General features: G+C 42.4%; 12 protein-coding genes and 2 rRNA genes (1 of these 14 running past the window's edge). 11 read left to right on the top strand and 3 right to left on the bottom strand.

Annotated features, from left to right (window positions below; genetic code table 11):
• A 23S ribosomal RNA gene (locus NKI27_RS17185) occupies positions 1-2,074 on the top strand (it extends 819 nt beyond the left edge of the window).
• A gap of 179 nt (positions 2,075-2,253) precedes the next feature.
• Positions 2,254-2,369 (top strand): 5S ribosomal RNA (gene rrf, locus NKI27_RS17180).
• 198 nt (positions 2,370-2,567) lie between these two features.
• On the opposite strand, the gene NKI27_RS17175 is transcribed toward rrf, so the two are convergent.
• Entirely contained in the window at positions 2,568-3,713 is a 1,146-nt protein-coding gene (locus NKI27_RS17175) for a potassium channel protein (RefSeq protein ID WP_265047256.1), read from the bottom strand.
• Positions 3,714-3,823: 110 nt separating this feature from the next.
• Here NKI27_RS17175 and glnE point away from each other — a divergent pair, with 110 nt between their 5' ends.
• The 7 genes from glnE to NKI27_RS17140 all read left to right on the top strand — a co-directional run bounded on the left by glnE (position 3,824) and on the right by NKI27_RS17140 (position 13,003).
• A complete protein-coding gene (gene glnE / locus NKI27_RS17170; protein ID WP_265047255.1) occupies positions 3,824-6,745 on the top strand; it encodes a bifunctional [glutamate--ammonia ligase]-adenylyl-L-tyrosine phosphorylase/[glutamate--ammonia-ligase] adenylyltransferase in 2,922 nt (973 codons plus the stop codon).
• A 173-nt stretch (positions 6,746-6,918) separates the two neighbouring features.
• Positions 6,919-7,848, top strand: a complete 930-nt coding sequence (locus tag NKI27_RS17165; RefSeq protein WP_265047254.1) for a mitochondrial fission ELM1 family protein — start codon at positions 6,919-6,921, stop codon at positions 7,846-7,848.
• Positions 7,849-7,855: 7 nt separating this feature from the next.
• Complete coding sequence (locus tag NKI27_RS17160; RefSeq protein ID WP_265047253.1) at positions 7,856-8,905, top strand: glycosyltransferase; 1,050 nt, start codon at positions 7,856-7,858, stop codon at positions 8,903-8,905.
• Positions 8,906-8,969: 64 nt separating this feature from the next.
• Positions 8,970-10,091 carry a glycosyltransferase family 4 protein gene (locus NKI27_RS17155; RefSeq protein ID WP_265047252.1) on the top strand — a complete coding sequence of 374 codons (1,122 nt, stop codon included), beginning with the start codon at positions 8,970-8,972 and terminating at the stop codon, positions 10,089-10,091.
• A 32-nt stretch (positions 10,092-10,123) separates the two neighbouring features.
• The gene (locus tag NKI27_RS17150; RefSeq protein WP_265047251.1) at positions 10,124-11,170 is read left to right on the top strand and encodes a glycosyltransferase family protein; all 1,047 of its coding nucleotides are present in this window, start codon (positions 10,124-10,126) and stop codon (positions 11,168-11,170) included.
• 28 nt (positions 11,171-11,198) lie between these two features.
• Entirely contained in the window at positions 11,199-11,906 is a 708-nt protein-coding gene (locus NKI27_RS17145) for a PhoP regulatory network YrbL family protein (protein ID WP_265047250.1), read from the top strand.
• A gap of 41 nt (positions 11,907-11,947) precedes the next feature.
• Positions 11,948-13,003: a glycosyltransferase gene (locus NKI27_RS17140; RefSeq protein ID WP_265047249.1), complete on the top strand. Its 1,056-nt coding sequence runs from the start codon at positions 11,948-11,950 to the stop codon at positions 13,001-13,003.
• A 27-nt stretch (positions 13,004-13,030) separates the two neighbouring features.
• Here NKI27_RS17140 and NKI27_RS17135 read toward each other — a convergent pair whose 3' ends face one another.
• Positions 13,031-13,939, bottom strand: coding sequence for a glycosyl transferase (locus NKI27_RS17135; protein ID WP_265047248.1), 909 nt, complete (start codon positions 13,937-13,939; stop codon positions 13,031-13,033).
• Positions 13,940-14,160: 221 nt separating this feature from the next.
• Between NKI27_RS17135 and NKI27_RS17130 the strand changes: the two genes are divergently transcribed.
• On the top strand, positions 14,161-15,381 hold the full coding sequence (locus tag NKI27_RS17130; protein WP_265047247.1) for an O-antigen ligase family protein: 1,221 nt from the start codon (positions 14,161-14,163) through the stop codon (positions 15,379-15,381).
• Complete coding sequence (gene waaA, locus NKI27_RS17125; protein WP_265047246.1) at positions 15,381-16,655, top strand: lipid IV(A) 3-deoxy-D-manno-octulosonic acid transferase; 1,275 nt, start codon at positions 15,381-15,383, stop codon at positions 16,653-16,655. Before NKI27_RS17130 ends, waaA begins: the two co-directional genes overlap by 1 nt.
• 90 nt (positions 16,656-16,745) lie before the next feature.
• Here the strand turns inward: waaA and NKI27_RS17120 are convergent, their stop codons facing one another.
• A complete protein-coding gene (locus NKI27_RS17120) occupies positions 16,746-18,080 on the bottom strand; it encodes a TolC family outer membrane protein (protein WP_265047245.1) in 1,335 nt (444 codons plus the stop codon).
• Between the last annotated feature and the right edge of the window lie 145 nt (positions 18,081-18,225).

Raw genomic sequence — 18,225 nt, 5'->3', positions numbered from 1 at the left:
GGTAGCGCCTCGTGAATTACCATTGGGGGTAGAGCACTGTTTCGGCTAGGGGGTCATCTCGACTTACCAACCCGATGCAAACTCCGAATACCGATGAGTACAATCACGGGAGACACACGGCGGGTGCTAACGTCCGTCGTGGAAAGGGAAACAACCCAGACCGCCAGCTAAGGTCCCAAAGTGTATGTTAAGTGGGAAACGATGTGGGAAGGCACAGACAGCTAGGAGGTTGGCTTAGAAGCAGCCATCCTTTAAAGAAAGCGTAATAGCTCACTAGTCGAGTCGGCCTGCGCGGAAGATGTAACGGGGCTAAAACATACCACCGAAGCTGCGGATGCGTGTTTACACGCATGGTAGAGGAGCGTTCTGTAGGCTGTTGAAGCGGAATTGAGAAGTTCCGTGGAGGTATCAGAAGTGCGAATGCTGACATGAGTAACGATAATGCGGGTGAAAAACCCGCACGCCGGAAGACCAAGGGTTCCTGCGCAACGCTAATCGGCGCAGGGTGAGTCGGCCCCTAAGGCGAGGCTGAAAAGCGTAGTCGATGGGAAACAGGTTAATATTCCTGTACCGCATATAACTGCGATGGGAGGACGGAGAAGGCTAGGCCAGCAACCTATCGGATGGTTGTTTAAGGTCGTAGGCTGGACACTTAGGCAAATCCGGGTGTCCATTAAGGCTGAGAACTGATGACGAGGTCTCTTTTACGAGACTGAAGTGGTTGATGCCATGCTTCCAGGAAAAGTCCCTAAGCTTCAGGTTATATGAGACCGTACCCCAAACCGACACAGGTGGTCAGGTAGAGAATACCAAGGCGCTTGAGAGAACTCGGGTGAAGGAACTAGGCAAAATGGTGCCGTAACTTCGGGAGAAGGCACGCTGTTGAGGGTGATCGGACTTGCTCCGTAAGCTTTTGACAGTCGAAGATACCAGATGGCTGCGACTGTTTATTAAAAACACAGCACTCTGCAAACTCGTAAGAGGACGTATAGGGTGTGACACCTGCCCGGTGCCGGAAGGTTAATTGATGGGGTTAGCTTCGGCGAAGCTCTTGATCGAAGCCCCGGTAAACGGCGGCCGTAACTATAACGGTCCTAAGGTAGCGAAATTCCTTGTCGGGTAAGTTCCGACCTGCACGAATGGTGTAACGATGGCCATGCTGTCTCCACCCGAGACTCAGTGAAATTGAAATCGCTGTTAAGATGCAGTGTATCCGCGGCTAGACGGAAAGACCCCGTGAACCTTTACTATAGCTTCACAGTGAACTTTGAGCCTACTTGTGTAGGATAGGTGGGAGGCTTTGAAACCCGGACGCTAGTTCGGGCGGAGCCACCCTTGAAATACCACCCTGGTATGTTTGAGGTTCTAACTCAGGTCCGTAATCCGGATCGAGGACACTGTGTGGTGGGTAGTTTGACTGGGGCGGTCTCCTCCCAAAGAGTAACGGAGGAGCACGAAGGTGTGCTAAGCATGGTCGGACATCATGCGGTTAGTGTAATGGCATAAGCGCGCTTAACTGCGAGACAGACACGTCGAGCAGGTACGAAAGTAGGTCATAGTGATCCGGTGGTTCTGTATGGAAGGGCCATCGCTCAACGGATAAAAGGTACTCCGGGGATAACAGGCTGATACCGCCCAAGAGTTCACATCGACGGCGGTGTTTGGCACCTCGATGTCGGCTCATCACATCCTGGGGCTGAAGCCGGTCCCAAGGGTATGGCTGTTCGCCATTTAAAGTGGTACGCGAGCTGGGTTTAGAACGTCGTGAGACAGTTCGGTCCCTATCTGCCGTGGACGTTGGAAATTTGAGAAGAGTTGCTCCTAGTACGAGAGGACCGGAGTGAACGAACCTCTGGTGTTCGGGTTGTTACGCCAGTAGCATTGCCCGGTAGCTATGTTCGGACAGGATAACCGCTGAAAGCATCTAAGCGGGAAGCCCCCTTCAAGATAAGATTTCCCTGGAGCTTCGAGCTCCCTAAAGGGCCCTTAAAGACTATGAGGTTGATAGGCTGGGTGTGTAAGCGTTGTGAGGCGTTGAGCTAACCAGTACTAATTGCCCGTGAGGCTTGACTATATAACGCCCAAATAGTTTTGAGTCTGAAACGATCAAAACGAAAATATTTACCGGATAATGTGATTATGATCCGATATGTTATAAAACTTAATTTACTTGCTAAATGTTAAAGACATTGCGAAATTGTTGTTAACTGATCAAAAAGATAAATCATCTTCGATCAGCTAGCCAAGGTTTTGCCTGATGACAATAGCGAACTGGAACCACCTGATCCCATCCCGAACTCAGTCGTGAAACGGTTCTGCGCCGATGGTAGTGTGGGGTCTCCCCATGTGAGAGTAGGTCATCGTCAGGCATCTAAATACGAAACCCCGGTAGGTCATCCTACCGGGGTTTTTTATTGTCTGGAAGAAAGTGGCGTGAGATGTAGGCTTAAACTAGTGGGGCTGCGATACGCTAGGGGCACTTCACCGTAGCCTTGATGCTGCGAAGCGGAATAAGGGGGGAGGCTCATGTAGAAGCGTCCCGAGTATAAAGATTAACAGAGGGAGTTTTATAATTGACTATTGGCAGCCTTCATTGCATGCCATTGAGCCATGCGTGTTTTATAACGTTCTATCGAATCTCTAATATCTTGTTCTGTTGCCGTAACTTCGGTTTTAACTAATACGATGATTGCCTTTGCGTTAATCGGACTAGTAGCTATAGGGTTACAGATAACCTCGTTCTCATGGTCTATGTATGCCATAGCAGTACCAAGGTTTGACTGGATTAAGGCACATACGATTTCAGACCAGTTCATCTCTGTGACCTCAACTTCATAACGGTGAGGATGATCGTTTTCATGTGTAAATAGGTCTTCTAGTACCTTTTCACTGCCGGGTGCTATTAACGCTCGGATGATGATTTCTGGGTATGTTCTGACTGGGCGAAGAATGGATTGTGCGCCTAATTTAGCAAGTCGACTACGGTTTTCGTCATCTACGCATTCAACAATGCATCGTTTAGATAAATTGAATTCAGACAAACGGTGCAATGTATCAAAGGTATCACTATCCGATGAAATATCATTCGAGTCTTTTGCTAAGATAATTATATGTTTTGCTTCATGCACATTGACTGCTGACAGGTCATGTAAATTTGTACCAGAGCCGTGAAAATGCGCGACACCTAATTCAGCAAGCTCAGGAGGAATGCTGTCTGAGAAGTCTGTTGTCAGAATCTGTATTGGTGTGCTTTTGTAGTCACTATTTGCTCTCAGTTGTTGCACAAACCGCATGTAATACTGAGTACCTCCATATTTTGGGGCATTAATTAGCAGTATGTGGTTGACCATATTCCATCTCCATCTTCCAGTTCTAATACGTTCTCTACGATAAAAGCGATAATCAACATAGTCACTAAATATTAGCGTAACTAATGTAATGCCTGTTATATACATTAATACAACTGTTGCTATCTGTCCGGCTGGAGTAGTAGCAGAAAGATCGCCGTAGCCAACTGTTGTAATGGTTGTTAATGTAAGCCATGCAGCTTGTTGAAGGCTCATCGACTCGAGGGTTACCATTGCAAATACGTGAAGTAAGAGCAGGCAAAAAAGAATTAAGAATAAACGCTGAATACGCTTTTTTAACTGCCAGTCTGTTTGATATATGGCGCGACGGTGTGGTCGACCGGGTTTATCTCGATAGGGATTCATTATTTAGGATTCATATCAATCATGGGTGACTATTCTAATGCTAATCTTAGATCATTGTTATAGTTTAAATATAGTGTTTTTATACCTATTTGATAGTTTGTGAGGGTGATGTGATTGAGCAGCTAAGAGCACTAATTTCAGTTCAAGAGCCAATATTCCAAGAAAAGCTATTATTAACGTTATCTAACCTTGAGCAAAGCTTAGTCCAGCTAGACTCAGTAGATAGTAAGGCCTGGGATACAGCGGTGCTTACAAGTATCGTGTCTGCTTGGTGTTTAAGTGATTTTGTTGCAAATGCTACGTCCCGTTTCCCATTATTACTTTCAGACTTAATTAATAGTGGTGACCTGTTTTCAAGCTATGATAGTGGTTCAATAAACAATAGATTGGCCGAAGAAATTAAGCATGTTAGCACTGAAGATGAATTAGTCATGACTCTCAGGTTATTTAGACGCCGTGAGATGGTAAGAATAATTTGGAGAGATTTGTTAAAGGTATCCGATTTATCAGAAACAACTCGAGACATGAGCCGTTTAGCGGATGAGACTATTGATCAAACTTTATCATGGCTGCATCAAGATTGTTGTGACAAGTGGGGCGTTCCAGTTGGGCAAAGCTCTGGTACTCCTCAGCAAATGGTTGTGTTGGGAATGGGTAAATTAGGCGCTTTTGAGCTGAATGTATCCTCTGATATCGACCTTATTTTTGCTTACCCTGAGAATGGAGAAACCGCCGGAGCCAAAAGAAGTATTGAAAATCAGGCCTTCTTTATACGGCTAGGTCAACGTCTAGTCAGCGCATTGGATAAGACTACTGCAGACGGGTTAGTATTTCGTACTGATATGCGGCTTCGCCCTTATGGGCAGAGCGGTTCTCTTGCGCTTAGTTTCGCCGCCATGGAAGAATATTACCAAAGCCAAGGGCGAGAATGGGAGCGCTATGCGATGATTAAAGCGCGAGTCGTAGCAGGAGACTTTGAACAAGGGCAAGCGTTGATGCAAAGCCTCAAACCTTTTGTTTATAGGCGTTATATTGATTTCTCTGTATTTCAGTCGCTTCGTGATATGAAAGATATGATTAGCCGAGAAGTTAGGCGTAAAGGCATGGAGTCCAATATAAAGCTTGGGTCCGGCGGCATTAGAGAAGTTGAGTTTATTGTCCAAGCTTTTCAGCTTATTCGCGGAGGCCGAGACACTCGCCTACAGCAACCTGAGCTAATGGCTATCTTGCAAGTATTAGAGGAGGATGGCTTGCTACCCCCTCAAGCTGTTAAAGAGCTTCGAGAGGCATATATATTTCTCCGTAATATTGAGCACTCTATTCAAGGGATTAGCGATCAGCAGACTCAAATGCTGCCTGAAAGTCAAATTGACCAAAGGCGTGTTGCTTTAGCAATGAATTTTGATAATTGGGAGCTGATGTTCGAAAAGCTTAGTGTTCATCGGCAAAATGTGAGTCGACATTTTTCAGATATTATAGCGCCTGAAGAGGATAGGGCGTCTGAGGTTTATGAGTCGAAAGCATTTCTCGGGTTATGGTTAGGAGAGCTTTCAGATGAGGCCGCAGTTGAAACGTTGCAAGAATATGGTTTTGAAGCGCCAGATGACAGTTATCGGTTGCTCGCTAATCTTAGGAAACAGCGAAATGTACAAATGATGCAGACTCAAGGAAGAGAGCGGCTAGATTCTTTCATACCCTTGTTACTAACAGAAATAGCGAGTCAGAAGAATCGTTCGTTAACGCTTCAGCGAATTTTATTGTTAATAGAAGCAGTGCTTCGTCGAACGGCTTATTTTGTTTTACTTAATGAAAATCCAGGTGCTCTAAAACAGCTTGTATGGCTGTGTTCCGAGAGCCCTTGGATTGCCGAGCAGCTTGCCTCAACCCCTTTGCTATTAGACGAACTACTAAACTCTGAAAGTTTATATAGCCCCCCTAAGAAGGAAGCGCTTCAAGACGAATTGAGACAGCAGTTGTTACGTATACCTGAGGAAGACTTTGAAGAACAAATGGAGGTTCTTCGCTATTTTAAGAAAGCGCATGTTTTACGGGTTGCGGCATCAGAAGTGCGCGGTACATTGCCTTTGATGAAAGTAAGTGATTACTTAACTTGGATAGCAGAAGCAGAGCTTGATCAAGTTATAAAAATAGCTTGGCGACATCTAACAGAAAAGCATGGTTTCCCTGTTAAAACGGATGGAAGTATTTGCGATCTAGATTTTGCAATAATTGCTTACGGTAAAATGGGTGGGATTGAGCTAGGTTATACCTCTGACCTTGATCTCGTTTTTTTACACTCCGGTGATGCAAATAAACCTACCACCGGAGAGCGGTCAGTCGATACCGGTGTATTTTTCACTCGTCTCGGGCAGCGGATCATTCATATACTAAACACTCAAACTGCAGGCGGGCAAATTTATGAAGTTGACATGCGCCTTAGGCCATCAGGTAACTCTGGTCTTTTGGTGTGCTCGCTAAATGCTTTTGAAGAGTATCAAAAAAATAATGCATGGACATGGGAGCATCAAGCACTGACTAGAGCTCGTTTTGTGGCGGGCAGTGATTCATTAGGCAAAGATTTTTATGCGGTCCGTAGTCGTATATTAAACCAATTTAGAGGCTTAGAGACTCTTCAGCAGGATGTTATCGTTATGCGAGAGAAGATGAGAGACTCGCTAGGCTCTAAAGCGATGGATGCGGATCAGCATAAAAACTTTCATATAAAGCATGACTCCGGTGGGATCATAGATATTGAATTCCTGTGTCAATTTGCAGTACTTGGTTGGTCACATAAATACCCAGAATTAATGAAGTGGTCAGACAATATACGTATTCTTGAGGAAATGGGACTGTGCGGTTTACTACAAGTAAATGAGGCCGAAAAGTTATCAGAAATATATAAGTTGATGCGCTCTTTGATTCATAAGCGGGCACTGCAAAAACTGAACAGCGAAGTAAGCTCTGAGGTTTTTATAAATGAAAGAGCTTTTGTTGCATCAATGTGGGATAAATTTGTGGTTCGCTGCCAGTAGGGCTAACTCTGAGGGAGCTAAAAAAAATTATAAGTGATGTCTATTTTTAGAAGCCAGCATTAATGGTAAGCTGTCTTCAAATTCAATAATTAAAGCCTGATAGCTGCAGGTTAATTTGATGAAATGGCTAAAATCTTTTTAGTCGGGAGTCTATAAACAATGACTAGAGACTTGTGGGAAATTTGACTACAAAAAAAACACTCATAGTTTGGTTTTTTACGGACGATAAACCAGGGCATTTAAACCAACTAAAGGGTTTAGAGTCGCGTTTATCTGCTCATACTGAAATTAAATCTCGCTGGCTTTCAGTCCCAAGTAAAAACATAAGTTGCTTTAACATTTTGATCAAGCGATTTAGCCTAGAGGGTGATTTCGTGCCTGATCTTGTTGTTGGTGCGGGAAGCAAAACACATAAGTATTTAGTGGCTGCTAAATATAGTTATAATTGTTTTTCGCTTGTTTTGATGAGGCCCTCTTTACCTTTAAGTTTGTTTGATGGAGCTGTGATCCCCGAGCATGATAACCCTCCGGTAAACGATAAAATATTGGTCACATTAGGTGTGCTTAATAATATAGAGCCTAGAGCTCCTCGGTTAAGTGGCGTTACAGAAAACGTACGTGGTTTGATTCTTATTGGCGGAGAGTCTAAGCATTATGTTTGGGATGATACCCTCATATTAAAGCAACTCGAGCAGGTCTTAACCGGTTCAGTAAATGTGAAAGAGTGGGTATTAAGTAACTCTCGTAGAACACCTAGTTCTTTTTTAGTTAAGCTTAAAGAAAGAAATTTTCCAAATATTAGTATTGTTGAGCATCAAGATACTGAAAGCTTATGGTTGCCGGAGCAAATGGCCAAGTCTGAACAGATATGGGTTACACCTGATAGCGTCTCTATGATCTATGAATCTATCACCTCTGGGGCTGCTACATACGCTTTTGATCTTCAGGCAAAGAAAGAATCGAGGGTGGTTAGAGGGATTAAGGTGTTATTAAAAAAGAAACTGCTTTCTCAGTGGCCGGACATAGAACCCAAAAGTCAGCCGTTTGTGTTGTGGGAAGTAGAACGTGTTGTGAATTGGCTTCTTAAACGTATGTCTCTATAGGGTTTGTATGAAAGTTTGTCAGTTTTTAGCTTCAGGTGATTCTGGGGGGTTGGCAAAGCACCTCGTAGATTTAACAAATGGCTTATCTGAGGCTCATGAGGTTTCAGTTATTGCGCCAGAATCTATGAAACCACTCCTAGCGGATAGTATTAATTTTTGCGCAATAGACTTTTCATCTGGTCCGCTAAAATCATTTTTTAGCTTGTTCCAAATGTATCGATTTTTGAAGCTCACTGCTCCTGATGTTGTTTGTGCGCACGGAAGTAAAGCTGCAAAAAAACTCGCCTTTTTAAAGCCTTATATTCAGCCCGCGTGTATCGGTACCCTCCATTGGATAGAAAAGAAAAAGAAATATTTTGAGCGATTAGATGGTGTAATTGGCGTTAGTAATGCGGCCTTGGATGGATTGAAGCTTAATACTCAGAAGGTTATTTATAACGGGGTCAACATTAGTGATAATATTAGGCAGGAGTCGCTTCTGGCTTTTGAGGGGTTAGGGATACAAAAAAATAATCCTACTGTGATAGCAATAGGACGGCTAGTTAAGGTAAAAGGGTTTGATGTTCTGGTAAATGCTTGGCAACAAGTTAATGCGAATTTGTTGCTAGTGGGGGATGGGCCTCTTAAACAAGAGTTGCATGACTCAATTGTAGAAAAAGGTTTAACTCATAAGGTTTTTTTATTGGGTCATGTTGATCAGGCTCATGAGCTAATTAGAAAGGCGGAGCTTGTCGTCATCTCATCACTGCATGAGGGCTTCTGTTACGTTTTGGCTGAGGCTCTACGCTACAGGGTTCCTGTTGTTTCTACGGATGTGGCTGCCGCCAATGAAATTTTACCTAATAAGTTGTTGTGTCCAATTGATGATGCGACGTCTCTGGAACGTAATTTGAATATTCAATTGCAACGCTTGCCTGAGTTGCGTGAAGATTTAGATCGTATATTTGACTGGGCTGAGGTGTCTTTATCTGTAGCGCATATGGCAGAGGAAACCGCCCGATTTTATTCTTTTGTTATTAATGAAAAAATGAATAGTGGCCGAAATACAAAATCTTAGCTTTGTTTTTTGAGTTCGGTTTTTTGTATTATAGTGGTATTGTATTCTTTGACAGAGTGTCTTTATGGCGGTACTAAGTAGGCAAAAATTGCGAATTGTGCAGGTTCTTCCTGAGCTCAATGCAGGAGGGGTTGAAAGGGGAACTGTAGAGTTTGCTCGAGAGTTAGTTAAAGCAGGGCACGAGTCGATTGTTATCTCAAGTGGGGGAAGGCAAGTTCCTAAGCTCGAGTCAGAAGGATCTCGTCATATAACCGCTCTTGTACATAAGAAATCGCTGGCATCTTTTTTCCAAATACGCCCAATGAGACGTCTGTTGGCAGACCTAAAGCCTGATATTGTTCATGTTCGGTCAAGGATGCCTGCTTGGATTGTTTGGCTTGCATGGCGAAAAATGAACCCTGAAATTCGGCCTAAGTTGATTTCTACTTTTCATGGAATGTATTCGGTTAATGCCTATAGTGCGATTATGGCAAAATCTGAACACATTATTTCTATTTCAGATTGCGTGAGTGATTACATTTTCAGGAATTATGCAGTTTCTCCCGACAAGTTAACTAGAATTTACAGGGGCTTGGACCGAAATTCATTTTCTGAAGGTTCAAATATAGATAAATGGAAAGACGAACTGTTTCTTAAGTACCCACAGTTTAAATCTAAAAAATTGATCCTTATGCCTGGCAGGCTTACGCGATGGAAAGGGCAAGAGGCCTTTTTAAGTATGATGAATGTTTTGGTTGGTATTGACCCTCGGTGTCATGGCATTATTGTCGGAGAGGCAGAATCTAACAAAGAACATTATCTTCAAGAGTTAACAGTGCAATGCTCGCGCCTAGGCTTAGATGATAAGGTAACGTTTGTGGGGCATCGTTCAGATATTAATAATTTCTATTCTTTGTCAGCAGTGGCATGTCATATGTCTAATAAAGCTGAACCCTTTGGTCGAACGGTTACCGAGGCGCTTGCATCGGGAGTTCCCGTTGTTGCTTACGATCGGGGAGGTGCCAGCGAGTCTTTAAGGGCTGGATTTCCAGAAGGGCTAGTTGCTGCAGACGATATAGCTGCATTTGCCCATAAAGTTTCGGCTTTATTGGATTCAGAGGCTAATATACAACTACCGGACGAGTTTTATCTGGACTCTCAAGCACGAGAGACACTTAATGTTTATTATCGAGCGCTTGAAAGTTGATTGTTCGTTAAAATTAAAGAGATATTATATTTATGAGAGTTCTTCATGTTGCTTATCAGCAGTTGCGACGATTCGGTAACACTCGTGTTAGTTGGGCGCAGAAATTAACTTTCGGTTTAATAAAAAATGATCACTATGTTTTGAATTTTAGTGATCGCGACATTGCTTCGTATGAGGCTCCTTTTGGTATACGTGAACTTGGTCATGCTAAAGCAAATAAGAGGCTTTTAGAGACTGTTGATGCGATGCAGCCTGATCTCATTATTGCAGGCCATTGTGACATTATCACCAATGATACGTTGTTAGAAATAAAGAGACGATATCCTGCTATAGTTATTGCTCACTGCAATCTAGACCCTTTGTTTATGCCTGATAACGTAGAAAAAATTAAGCAGAGAGCAAAAGTTGTTGACGCTTCATTTGTATCAACAGGTAGGAGAGAGTTAGTGCAGTTTGAGGGCAGTAATGCTCGGATTTATCACTTCCCTAACCCAGTGGAGCCATCAATTGAAACGAGTGACTGTTCAGAGAAGAGCGCTCATGAATTAGATATTGATTTGATATTCTGCAGTAATAGTAATGAGCGTAGTAAGCGTTTAGAGCTCGTTAAATATTTAAAAGGTGCGCTAGAGGGTGACCTTAACTTTAAAACTTTCGGTAGTTTTGGCGAACCCCCTATTTGGGGACGAGATTATGACCAAGCACTACTTCGATCTAAGATGGCGCTTAACCTTAATCGACAAGAAGGTGATTATTGGTATTCGTCAGAGAGGATGATGCAATTAACTGGAAATGGTATTTTAACATTTACTGATGCCGCTAATAAATTTGATGAGCTATTTCCTGACGAAACACTGGTTTACTTTAACAATAAAGAGCATCTTAGGGATTTGATTTTAGAATTTCATAACGATGATGAGAAACGCATGACATGGGCTAAGAACGCTAGGACTTTCGTTCACCAGGAAATGAATACAACGTTGTTTTCTCAATATATAGTTGAAGCTAGTATGAAAATTCCTTTTTCGCATGATTATGTTTGGGCTCGCGATATCAATCTTGATGGAAGCATTAAGTAAATTAATAAAGTAAACAGGTAAGCCTGCAATGACTCTTTTGCTGAAATCAACAAAGCCTTTTGCCCAGGGTGGAAATAGACTTTGTTTCGTTCACCCTAACGACCTAAATCGATGCATAAAGGTTCGGAGGCCTGATTTTACGCTGGAAGACCTTCGGCGTAGAAAAGGCTTCCCAAAAAATATGAAACCCCTTTCCAGTTTTGATGATAATGCTGAAGAGTATAGAGTCATGAGAGGGCTTTATAAGCGGTTTGGTAATCTCCTTCACGAGCACGTTAGTGGCTGTTTTGGTTTTGAAGAAACAGATATGGGTAAAGGGCTAGTTTCTGACTTGATTCGGGATGATAATCAGAGGGTTTCACATACATTGAAGCAGTATATTTGGGATAATGGGTACACCGGAGACTGTAGGCGTGCGGTGGATCGTTTTTGCAGTTACTGGGAGTCTTTGTGTGTACCATCTCGTGATTTGCTTCTCCATAATATTGTGGCTCAAAGAAATGCTGAAGGCTCAATTGTTCGCTTGGTTGTAATTGACGGGTTAGGAAGTTCGAGTTTATTTCCAGCTTGGATGTTACCCCCAATTTTTTTCAAAAAGAAAGCAAAGCGCAAAACTGAAAATTTAAGGCAGCGTATTGAATTGCTCTTAACCGAGCGTGAGAAGGGAGGGGGGTTTCCTGGCTATTATGGTTTGTTAATGCATGACGGCACTTCTTCGGGAAGGGCTCAGAAATAACTGCGCTTAAATTGTATAGACTTTTTTAAATTGGGTTAAGTATGAATGATCAAACTATTCGAATTGCGCAAGTTTTGGCTGGTGCAGAAAGGGGGGGGGCAGAGAATTTCTTTGTTCGTTTGGTTAAGGGGCTTAACCGTAGACCAGAATGTCAGCAAAAAGCTTTTATTCGCGATCATGCTCATCGGGTTGAGGATTTAAGAGGTGCAGGCGTAACTACTCAAGGGTTCAGTTTTGGCGGGAGGTTGGACTATTTTGGGCGTGCGAAGTATCACCGCAGTCTTAAGGACTATAATCCTGATATAGTTTTAACTTGGATGAACCGGGCTAGCGGAAGCACTCCAGCTGGAAAATACATCTTAATCAATCGCCTTGGCCATTATTATAATCTCAAATATTATCGCCATGCTGATTATTGGATTGGTATAAGTAAAGGTATTTGTAAGCATTTGATAGACGGTGGTATGCCTAAGGAAAAAGTGTTTCATATCCCCAACTTTGCAGATGAAAAGCCTGTTAAACCCCTTCCTCGCGATAGCTATAATACGCCACTTGATAAACCGTTGATATTAGCCGCGGGCAGGCTTCATGTGAATAAAGGCTTTGATATATTATTGAAGTCATTGGTAAATATCCCTGATGCAACTTTATGGTTAGCAGGTTCGGGGCCTGAAGAGGATTCCCTAAAGGCGTTATGCTCAAAGTTGGGACTTAACTCGCGAGTAAAATTTTTAGGTTGGCGGGATGACGTGACTGCGCTAATGAGAACTGCAGATGTGTTCGTTTGTCCTTCCAGGCACGAAGGTTTAGGCTCTATTGTTATGGAGTCTTGGGCACATCGCTGCCCTATTATTGCCACTCGATCTCAGGGGCCTGGGGAGGTTATAGAGGATGGTTATAGTGGTTTACTGACCGATATCGATGATGTTAATCAGTTAACTCAAGCGATAACCTCGCTATTAAGCGATGACACGTTAAAGCAGCAGTTGATTGAAAATGCGTCTAAAGTCTACGCTGAGGGTTATAGTGAGGATTATATTGTTAGTGAATATATTAGGCTTTTTAGTTTGATAAAGGCTAATAAAAATTTTAAATAAATTAAGAGTTGGAAGTGGCTCCATGCGTTACTGAGAGTAAAGTCGCTCCAATAAATTATACTTGTCGAATACGGCCTTTATTTTAGGGTCATTACCTTCTTCTCTAGATTTATTTTTTCTTTTTAATGAGTACTTTTGTGACCCTTCAATGATGACATTCCTAGGCTCCCAAGGTCTTTCGTCCAAAACTTTTTGGCAATAAGTCCCTTTTTTGAGTGACATTGCTTTCAACCAAACATCGTCTGAATTTGGGGCAAGCTTTAAAAATTCACCTTTATTAAAAATCTCATCGTCGAAGCAATTTGGGAAGTATAATACACCCCCAACGCCAGTGGGAAATATGTCTAGCGCGGGTGATTTTTCTTGAGTTACTTTCTCCCATTTTTTATAAGGAAGCAATTGACCTGTTTTATCAAGTAGCATTTTATGAGCTCGAAGACAATGGATGGTCTTTGGGTCTTTAAGGTAAGCTCTATAGAGTAAATCGATGGTATCGTTTGCGTATAAAATATCATCATCAACAGTAACTATAAGGCTTTCAGGGTGTTTTTTTAGTGTGTAGAAAAACTTAGTATAAGGTCCCAGATCCTCCTCGCAAAAAGCAATCTCAAGCCCTCTTTTTGCTTGTTTTTTAAGGATGGAGGGGATATCTAGTTCTTTGTTAGGAAAGTCTCGAGTAGATAGCCAGAGAATAATTCGACTAGCTTTAACTGACTGCTGAAATAAACTTTCGATTGTTAGGTGTACATCATTAACCCGATAGCCGAAAGTTGTGAGTGATATAATAATTTCATGCTCGTTGGTGTTGCAAACGCCTAGGGTTTCTTTATTTAATGAAAAGTCCTGATACCTCAGAGCTAAATATAAAGACTTTTGCTTAAGTAATTGTGTGTTTAGAAGTGCTTGCTGTTTCTTTTTGTTTGTTAGTCTTAGCATGATTACATTCAGATTTTATAGTAAAATAAATAAGCTAAGTGTAAGCTTTGTTTTATTCAATATCTATGGGGTATTGAAAGAATATGGGTAATACTTTACTGCTATGAGTGTTATGGTTATTGATATGTAAAAATAAGGTGCCGTTAAGATAGGTAATGTTTGAAGTTATACTATCAGTGTAGTGAATCGGTTGAAGTATAAGGTACGGTATACGGATTAATATGAATTTAGTTGGTTTTTTTCGGGATTCGTCGCTTGAACCTCGCTTCTGGTCTGCATATCTCTTGTATTCCACGTTGATTTTTTTGGTTCTTTCTATAAATCAAAACTATGATGACTTATCTCGGGCGTTTTATTTTATTGGGGTTTTACCAGCCATTTTATTACTGCTCTTAAATGAAGGGAATAGGAGAGTAGTTAAACAAGATATTACTTTCTGGCTAATAGTTTTGCTCCTAACAAGCTTGTATTTGACGGTGTACTGGGGGAGGGAAGAGTTATCTGGGGATGTCATTAGGCGTTATAGTCGGTGGTTTTTTATTACCTTGGTATTTGCTACGGCCATGTATTTTTATGGTTTTCATAAGTTAAATGAATTAAAAGTTCATTATTATATATTACAGTTATCGGCTGCAATTGCTGCGGTTTCTGCAATTGCTATTTATTTTGCTGAGGCACGATATCCACAACGGTTAGTAGGGATGGGGCTACTGGATCACCCGATCCTCGGAAGTGGGGTCTTGATTATGGTTTGGGTCATGTCATTGCTAGGCGCTAACTTGGATAATAAAAAAGATATTATCTCTACTGTTCTAAGCCTAACGGCGGTGTCTTTTTTTGTGTTTCTAAGCCAGAGTCGAGGACCTATAATTGCAACAATTATATTATGGCTAGGCATAATTTGGCTCATCAAAACAATGAAGGCTAGAGTTTTAGTTGGTTTTTTTTCTACTTTTGTCGCTTTGGGCTTATATTTATTTCTTGATTTAGGGTCCGTTATTCAAAGTATGATTGAGAGGGGTAGCTCATACCGATTTGATATATGGTCCGCTACTTTATCCAATATGAATGAGTATTTTTGGTTTGGCATTGGGGTTGCTACGGATTTTTCTCATACTCAGACTGGTATGGCTGTGGCCGCATCTGTGGGTAATATAGTTATAGATCACCCTCATAATTTATTTCTCTCGATGTGGGTTTATGGCGGTATTATACCAGTGCTTTTGTTGAGCTTAGTCTTTTGTTATATTTTTTTTAGAGCACTTCAATTAAGGGGGAAGAAGCGAGACTCGGTGCTAATAATCTTTTTTACTGTATTGGCCCTTTCGATAACTGATACCTATAAACTGATCTCTAGCCCTCAGGAGATATGGTTGATTTTTTGGCTTCCTATTGGGGTATTGTGCGGGTATCTTAATGCTCAGAAACGAGTACTTGTTTAGTGGGGCGAAATTTTTACAGCGTACTCTTTTATTTAATAACTCCATTTATTTTGCTCAGACTTTTGTATCGAGCCTGGAAGGCACCAGCTTATGCTGCACGCTGGCTAGAGCGCTTTGCACTTTTCCCTCAACAATCCCTCAACAAGCCTATTTGGGTACACGCTGTATCAGTGGGGGAAACGATCGCCGCTGCACCTTTGATAAAGTCTCTACAGCAACGCTATCCAGAGCGCGATATTGTTGTCACGACTATGACGCCAACGGGCTCTGAACGCGTGCAGGCGCTTTTTGGCGACTCAGTCTTTCATGTTTATGCGCCTTATGATTTGCCTAGTTCAGTTAAACGTTTTCTCAGAAAGATAAAGCCTGAGATGTTAATCATTATGGAGACTGAACTTTGGCCCAATATTGTGCATTGCACCGCGCGTTCGGGCGCGCCGGTCATTCTCGCCAATGCGAGACTATCTGAACGTTCTGCGCGAGGTTATCAGCGAGTTCGTTTTATTGCACAGCCGATGTTACGAGGGCTAAGTCGTATTGTGGCTCAAAATGCAGCCGATGCTGACCGTTTTAAATTAGCGGGTGCTGAAGAGGGGCGTGTTGTTGTTTCTGGGAGTATCAAGTTTGATTTTTCTATTGATTCAAGTATCACGACTAAAAGTCATGATCTAAAGCTGCAGTGGGGGAAGAATCGACCTGTTTGGATTGCTGCGAGCACGCATCAAGGCGAAGACCAACCTGCATTAGATGCTCACAAGAAACTGCTAAAGCAGTGGCCTGATGCCTTGTTGATTATTGTACCTCGGCACCCAGAGCGCTTTAAAAGTGTTTATCAACTTTGCACCCGTGCGGGTTATAAAACCGCAAAGCGAAGTTCAAAGGATATGCTAGATGAAACGGTGCAAGTCTTGCTGGCTGATACTATGGGTGAGTTGATGCTGTTTTATGCTGCGGCCGATGTGGCGTTTGTTGGGGGTAGTTTAATTGAAAGTGGTGGGCATAACCCCTTGGAGCCGGCTGCGTTAAAAATGCCTGTTATTATGGGGCCTCACATTTTCAACTTTGAAGGAATTTGTCACGAATTATCAGCGGCGGGAGGGCTTAAGTTTGTTGGGTCTGCAGAGCTATTAGCTGATCGGGTCGGTGAGTTTTTTGAAGATGAGCCATATAGGCAAGAAGTTGGATTGGCGGCTAATGTGGTGGTTGAAGCCAACCGAGGTGCGCTTGATCGGTTGTTGAGTGAAATTGACGCCTGTATGTTGCCAAAAACGTAATGTGCAGGAGCGCCACTTTGGCGTTAAAAACTAAAAACGCGCCAAAGTGGCGCTCCTGCAAGGGTTCTAGCGTGATTTATAATGGCTCTTTTAAGGCTGTTTCTGAGTCGTTACCTGTAACCACTTATTCAAGTCAATCAAATCTTGTGGGCTAAGTGTTCCTGCAGCCTGCTTGATTGAAAGGCTATCAATAACGTAGTCAAAGCGCGCATTCGCGTAATCTCGTAATGCTACAAAGTAATTTCTTTCAGCATCCAGAACTTCAACAATATTTCGTGTACCAACACTGTAGCCTGCACGTGTTGCTTCTAAAGCACTTTCACGAGATACGATATTTTGCTTTTGTGATGCAACGGTATCGATATCGGTTTTAATGGCGGTATAGAGGCTGCGGGTGTCTAGTTTTACATTACGTCGAGTGGTTTCAAGAACCTGACGAGACTGTTCAACTAAAAAACGTGACCGGCGAATGCTAGCTGATGTGCCGCCGCCTTGATACAGCGGTAGCTCGAATACCAGTGCAATGCTTGCACTATCCCTAGCAGCGTCGGGTTGAACTGCGCCATCAAAATCATTAACGGTATAGCTAGCAGATAGGTCAAGCGTGGGGTAATGCCCTGACTTTTCCGTTTTAAGCTGTTCATCTAGAGACTGTAAGGTATATTCAGCCGACTTTATTGACCAATTTTGTTGGTATGCTGTGTTAACCCACTCATCTGCATTGCTAGGTGTAGGTTGGGCGATAGGGAAGCCTTCATCTAGGTTGTTAACGTCGTCGTAAACCGCGCCCGTTAGGCGAGATAGCGTTTCCTTTGCAATTTGTAAGTCGCCTTCACTTCTGATTCTAGATGTCTTGATTGAGTCGTATGAGGCTCTGGATTCATGAACCTCTGTTATTGCGATCAAGCCAACATCAAAGCGTTCTTTTGCTTGTTCCCACTGGCGCTTAAAAGCAGCTTCTGCAGAGATGGCTGTGGCTAGGTTTTCTTTTGCTCTCAATACGCCAAAATAAGCAGTTGCTGTCGTAAGAATAAGATCTTGCTGTGCTTTCGCAAAGTCTGCTTCAGCGCGTTGGCTATTATATTGGCTCGACTGATAATTGAACCAAGCATTTGCCCTGAAAATCGGCTGAGTTAACGATACGCCATACTCTGAAGACTTAAAGCTATCATCAATACTTGCGTTATTTTTGTATTCCTGGTCTGTATGAGCAGTGTTTGCACTTGCAATTACATTAGGAAGCAAGAATGCCCTCGCTTGGTAAGCGCTTTCTTGCTCTGCTTGATAAGCCGCTTTTGATGCCGCTATATTTGAATCATATTGCACCGCTTGTTCATAAACAGTGACGAGGTCTACGGCAAAGGCCGAAGAAGACGCTAGTATGGTGCTAATGGCTGTGGCAAGGAGTTGTTTTGTCTGTTTCATTGAAAATCCTGTATTTTGTCCATTTGGACTAAACGGAAGATACTCAGATGTTGACGAGGCAGTTACGATATCTGCCGCGAACTCTCTGTTTATGTTGTGAAATTTTCTATATTTCTTGATTCTAGCAGCATTATGGACAATTTTG

Source organism: Alkalimarinus alittae (genome assembly GCF_026016465.1).
GTDB classification, from domain to species: Bacteria; Pseudomonadota; Gammaproteobacteria; order Pseudomonadales; family Oleiphilaceae; genus Alkalimarinus; species Alkalimarinus alittae.
This window is presented reverse-complemented; position numbering and strand designations above follow the sequence as displayed.

Excerpts from the sequence above, each read along its gene's own strand:
- NKI27_RS17175 (WP_265047256.1), bottom strand. The coding sequence starts at position 3,713 with ATGAATCCCTATCGAGATAAACCCGGTCGACCACACCGTCGCGCCATA.
- NKI27_RS17160 (WP_265047253.1), top strand. The coding sequence starts at position 7,856 with ATGAAAGTTTGTCAGTTTTTAGCTTCAGGTGATTCTGGGGGGTTGGCA.
- NKI27_RS17155 (WP_265047252.1), top strand. The coding sequence starts at position 8,970 with ATGGCGGTACTAAGTAGGCAAAAATTGCGAATTGTGCAGGTTCTTCCT.
- NKI27_RS17150 (WP_265047251.1), top strand. The coding sequence starts at position 10,124 with ATGAGAGTTCTTCATGTTGCTTATCAGCAGTTGCGACGATTCGGTAAC.
- NKI27_RS17145 (WP_265047250.1), top strand. The coding sequence starts at position 11,199 with ATGACTCTTTTGCTGAAATCAACAAAGCCTTTTGCCCAGGGTGGAAAT.
- NKI27_RS17140 (WP_265047249.1), top strand. The coding sequence starts at position 11,948 with ATGAATGATCAAACTATTCGAATTGCGCAAGTTTTGGCTGGTGCAGAA.
- NKI27_RS17135 (WP_265047248.1), bottom strand. The coding sequence starts at position 13,939 with ATGCTAAGACTAACAAACAAAAAGAAACAGCAAGCACTTCTAAACACA.
- NKI27_RS17130 (WP_265047247.1), top strand. The coding sequence starts at position 14,161 with ATGAATTTAGTTGGTTTTTTTCGGGATTCGTCGCTTGAACCTCGCTTC.
- NKI27_RS17120 (WP_265047245.1), bottom strand. The coding sequence starts at position 18,080 with ATGAAACAGACAAAACAACTCCTTGCCACAGCCATTAGCACCATACTA.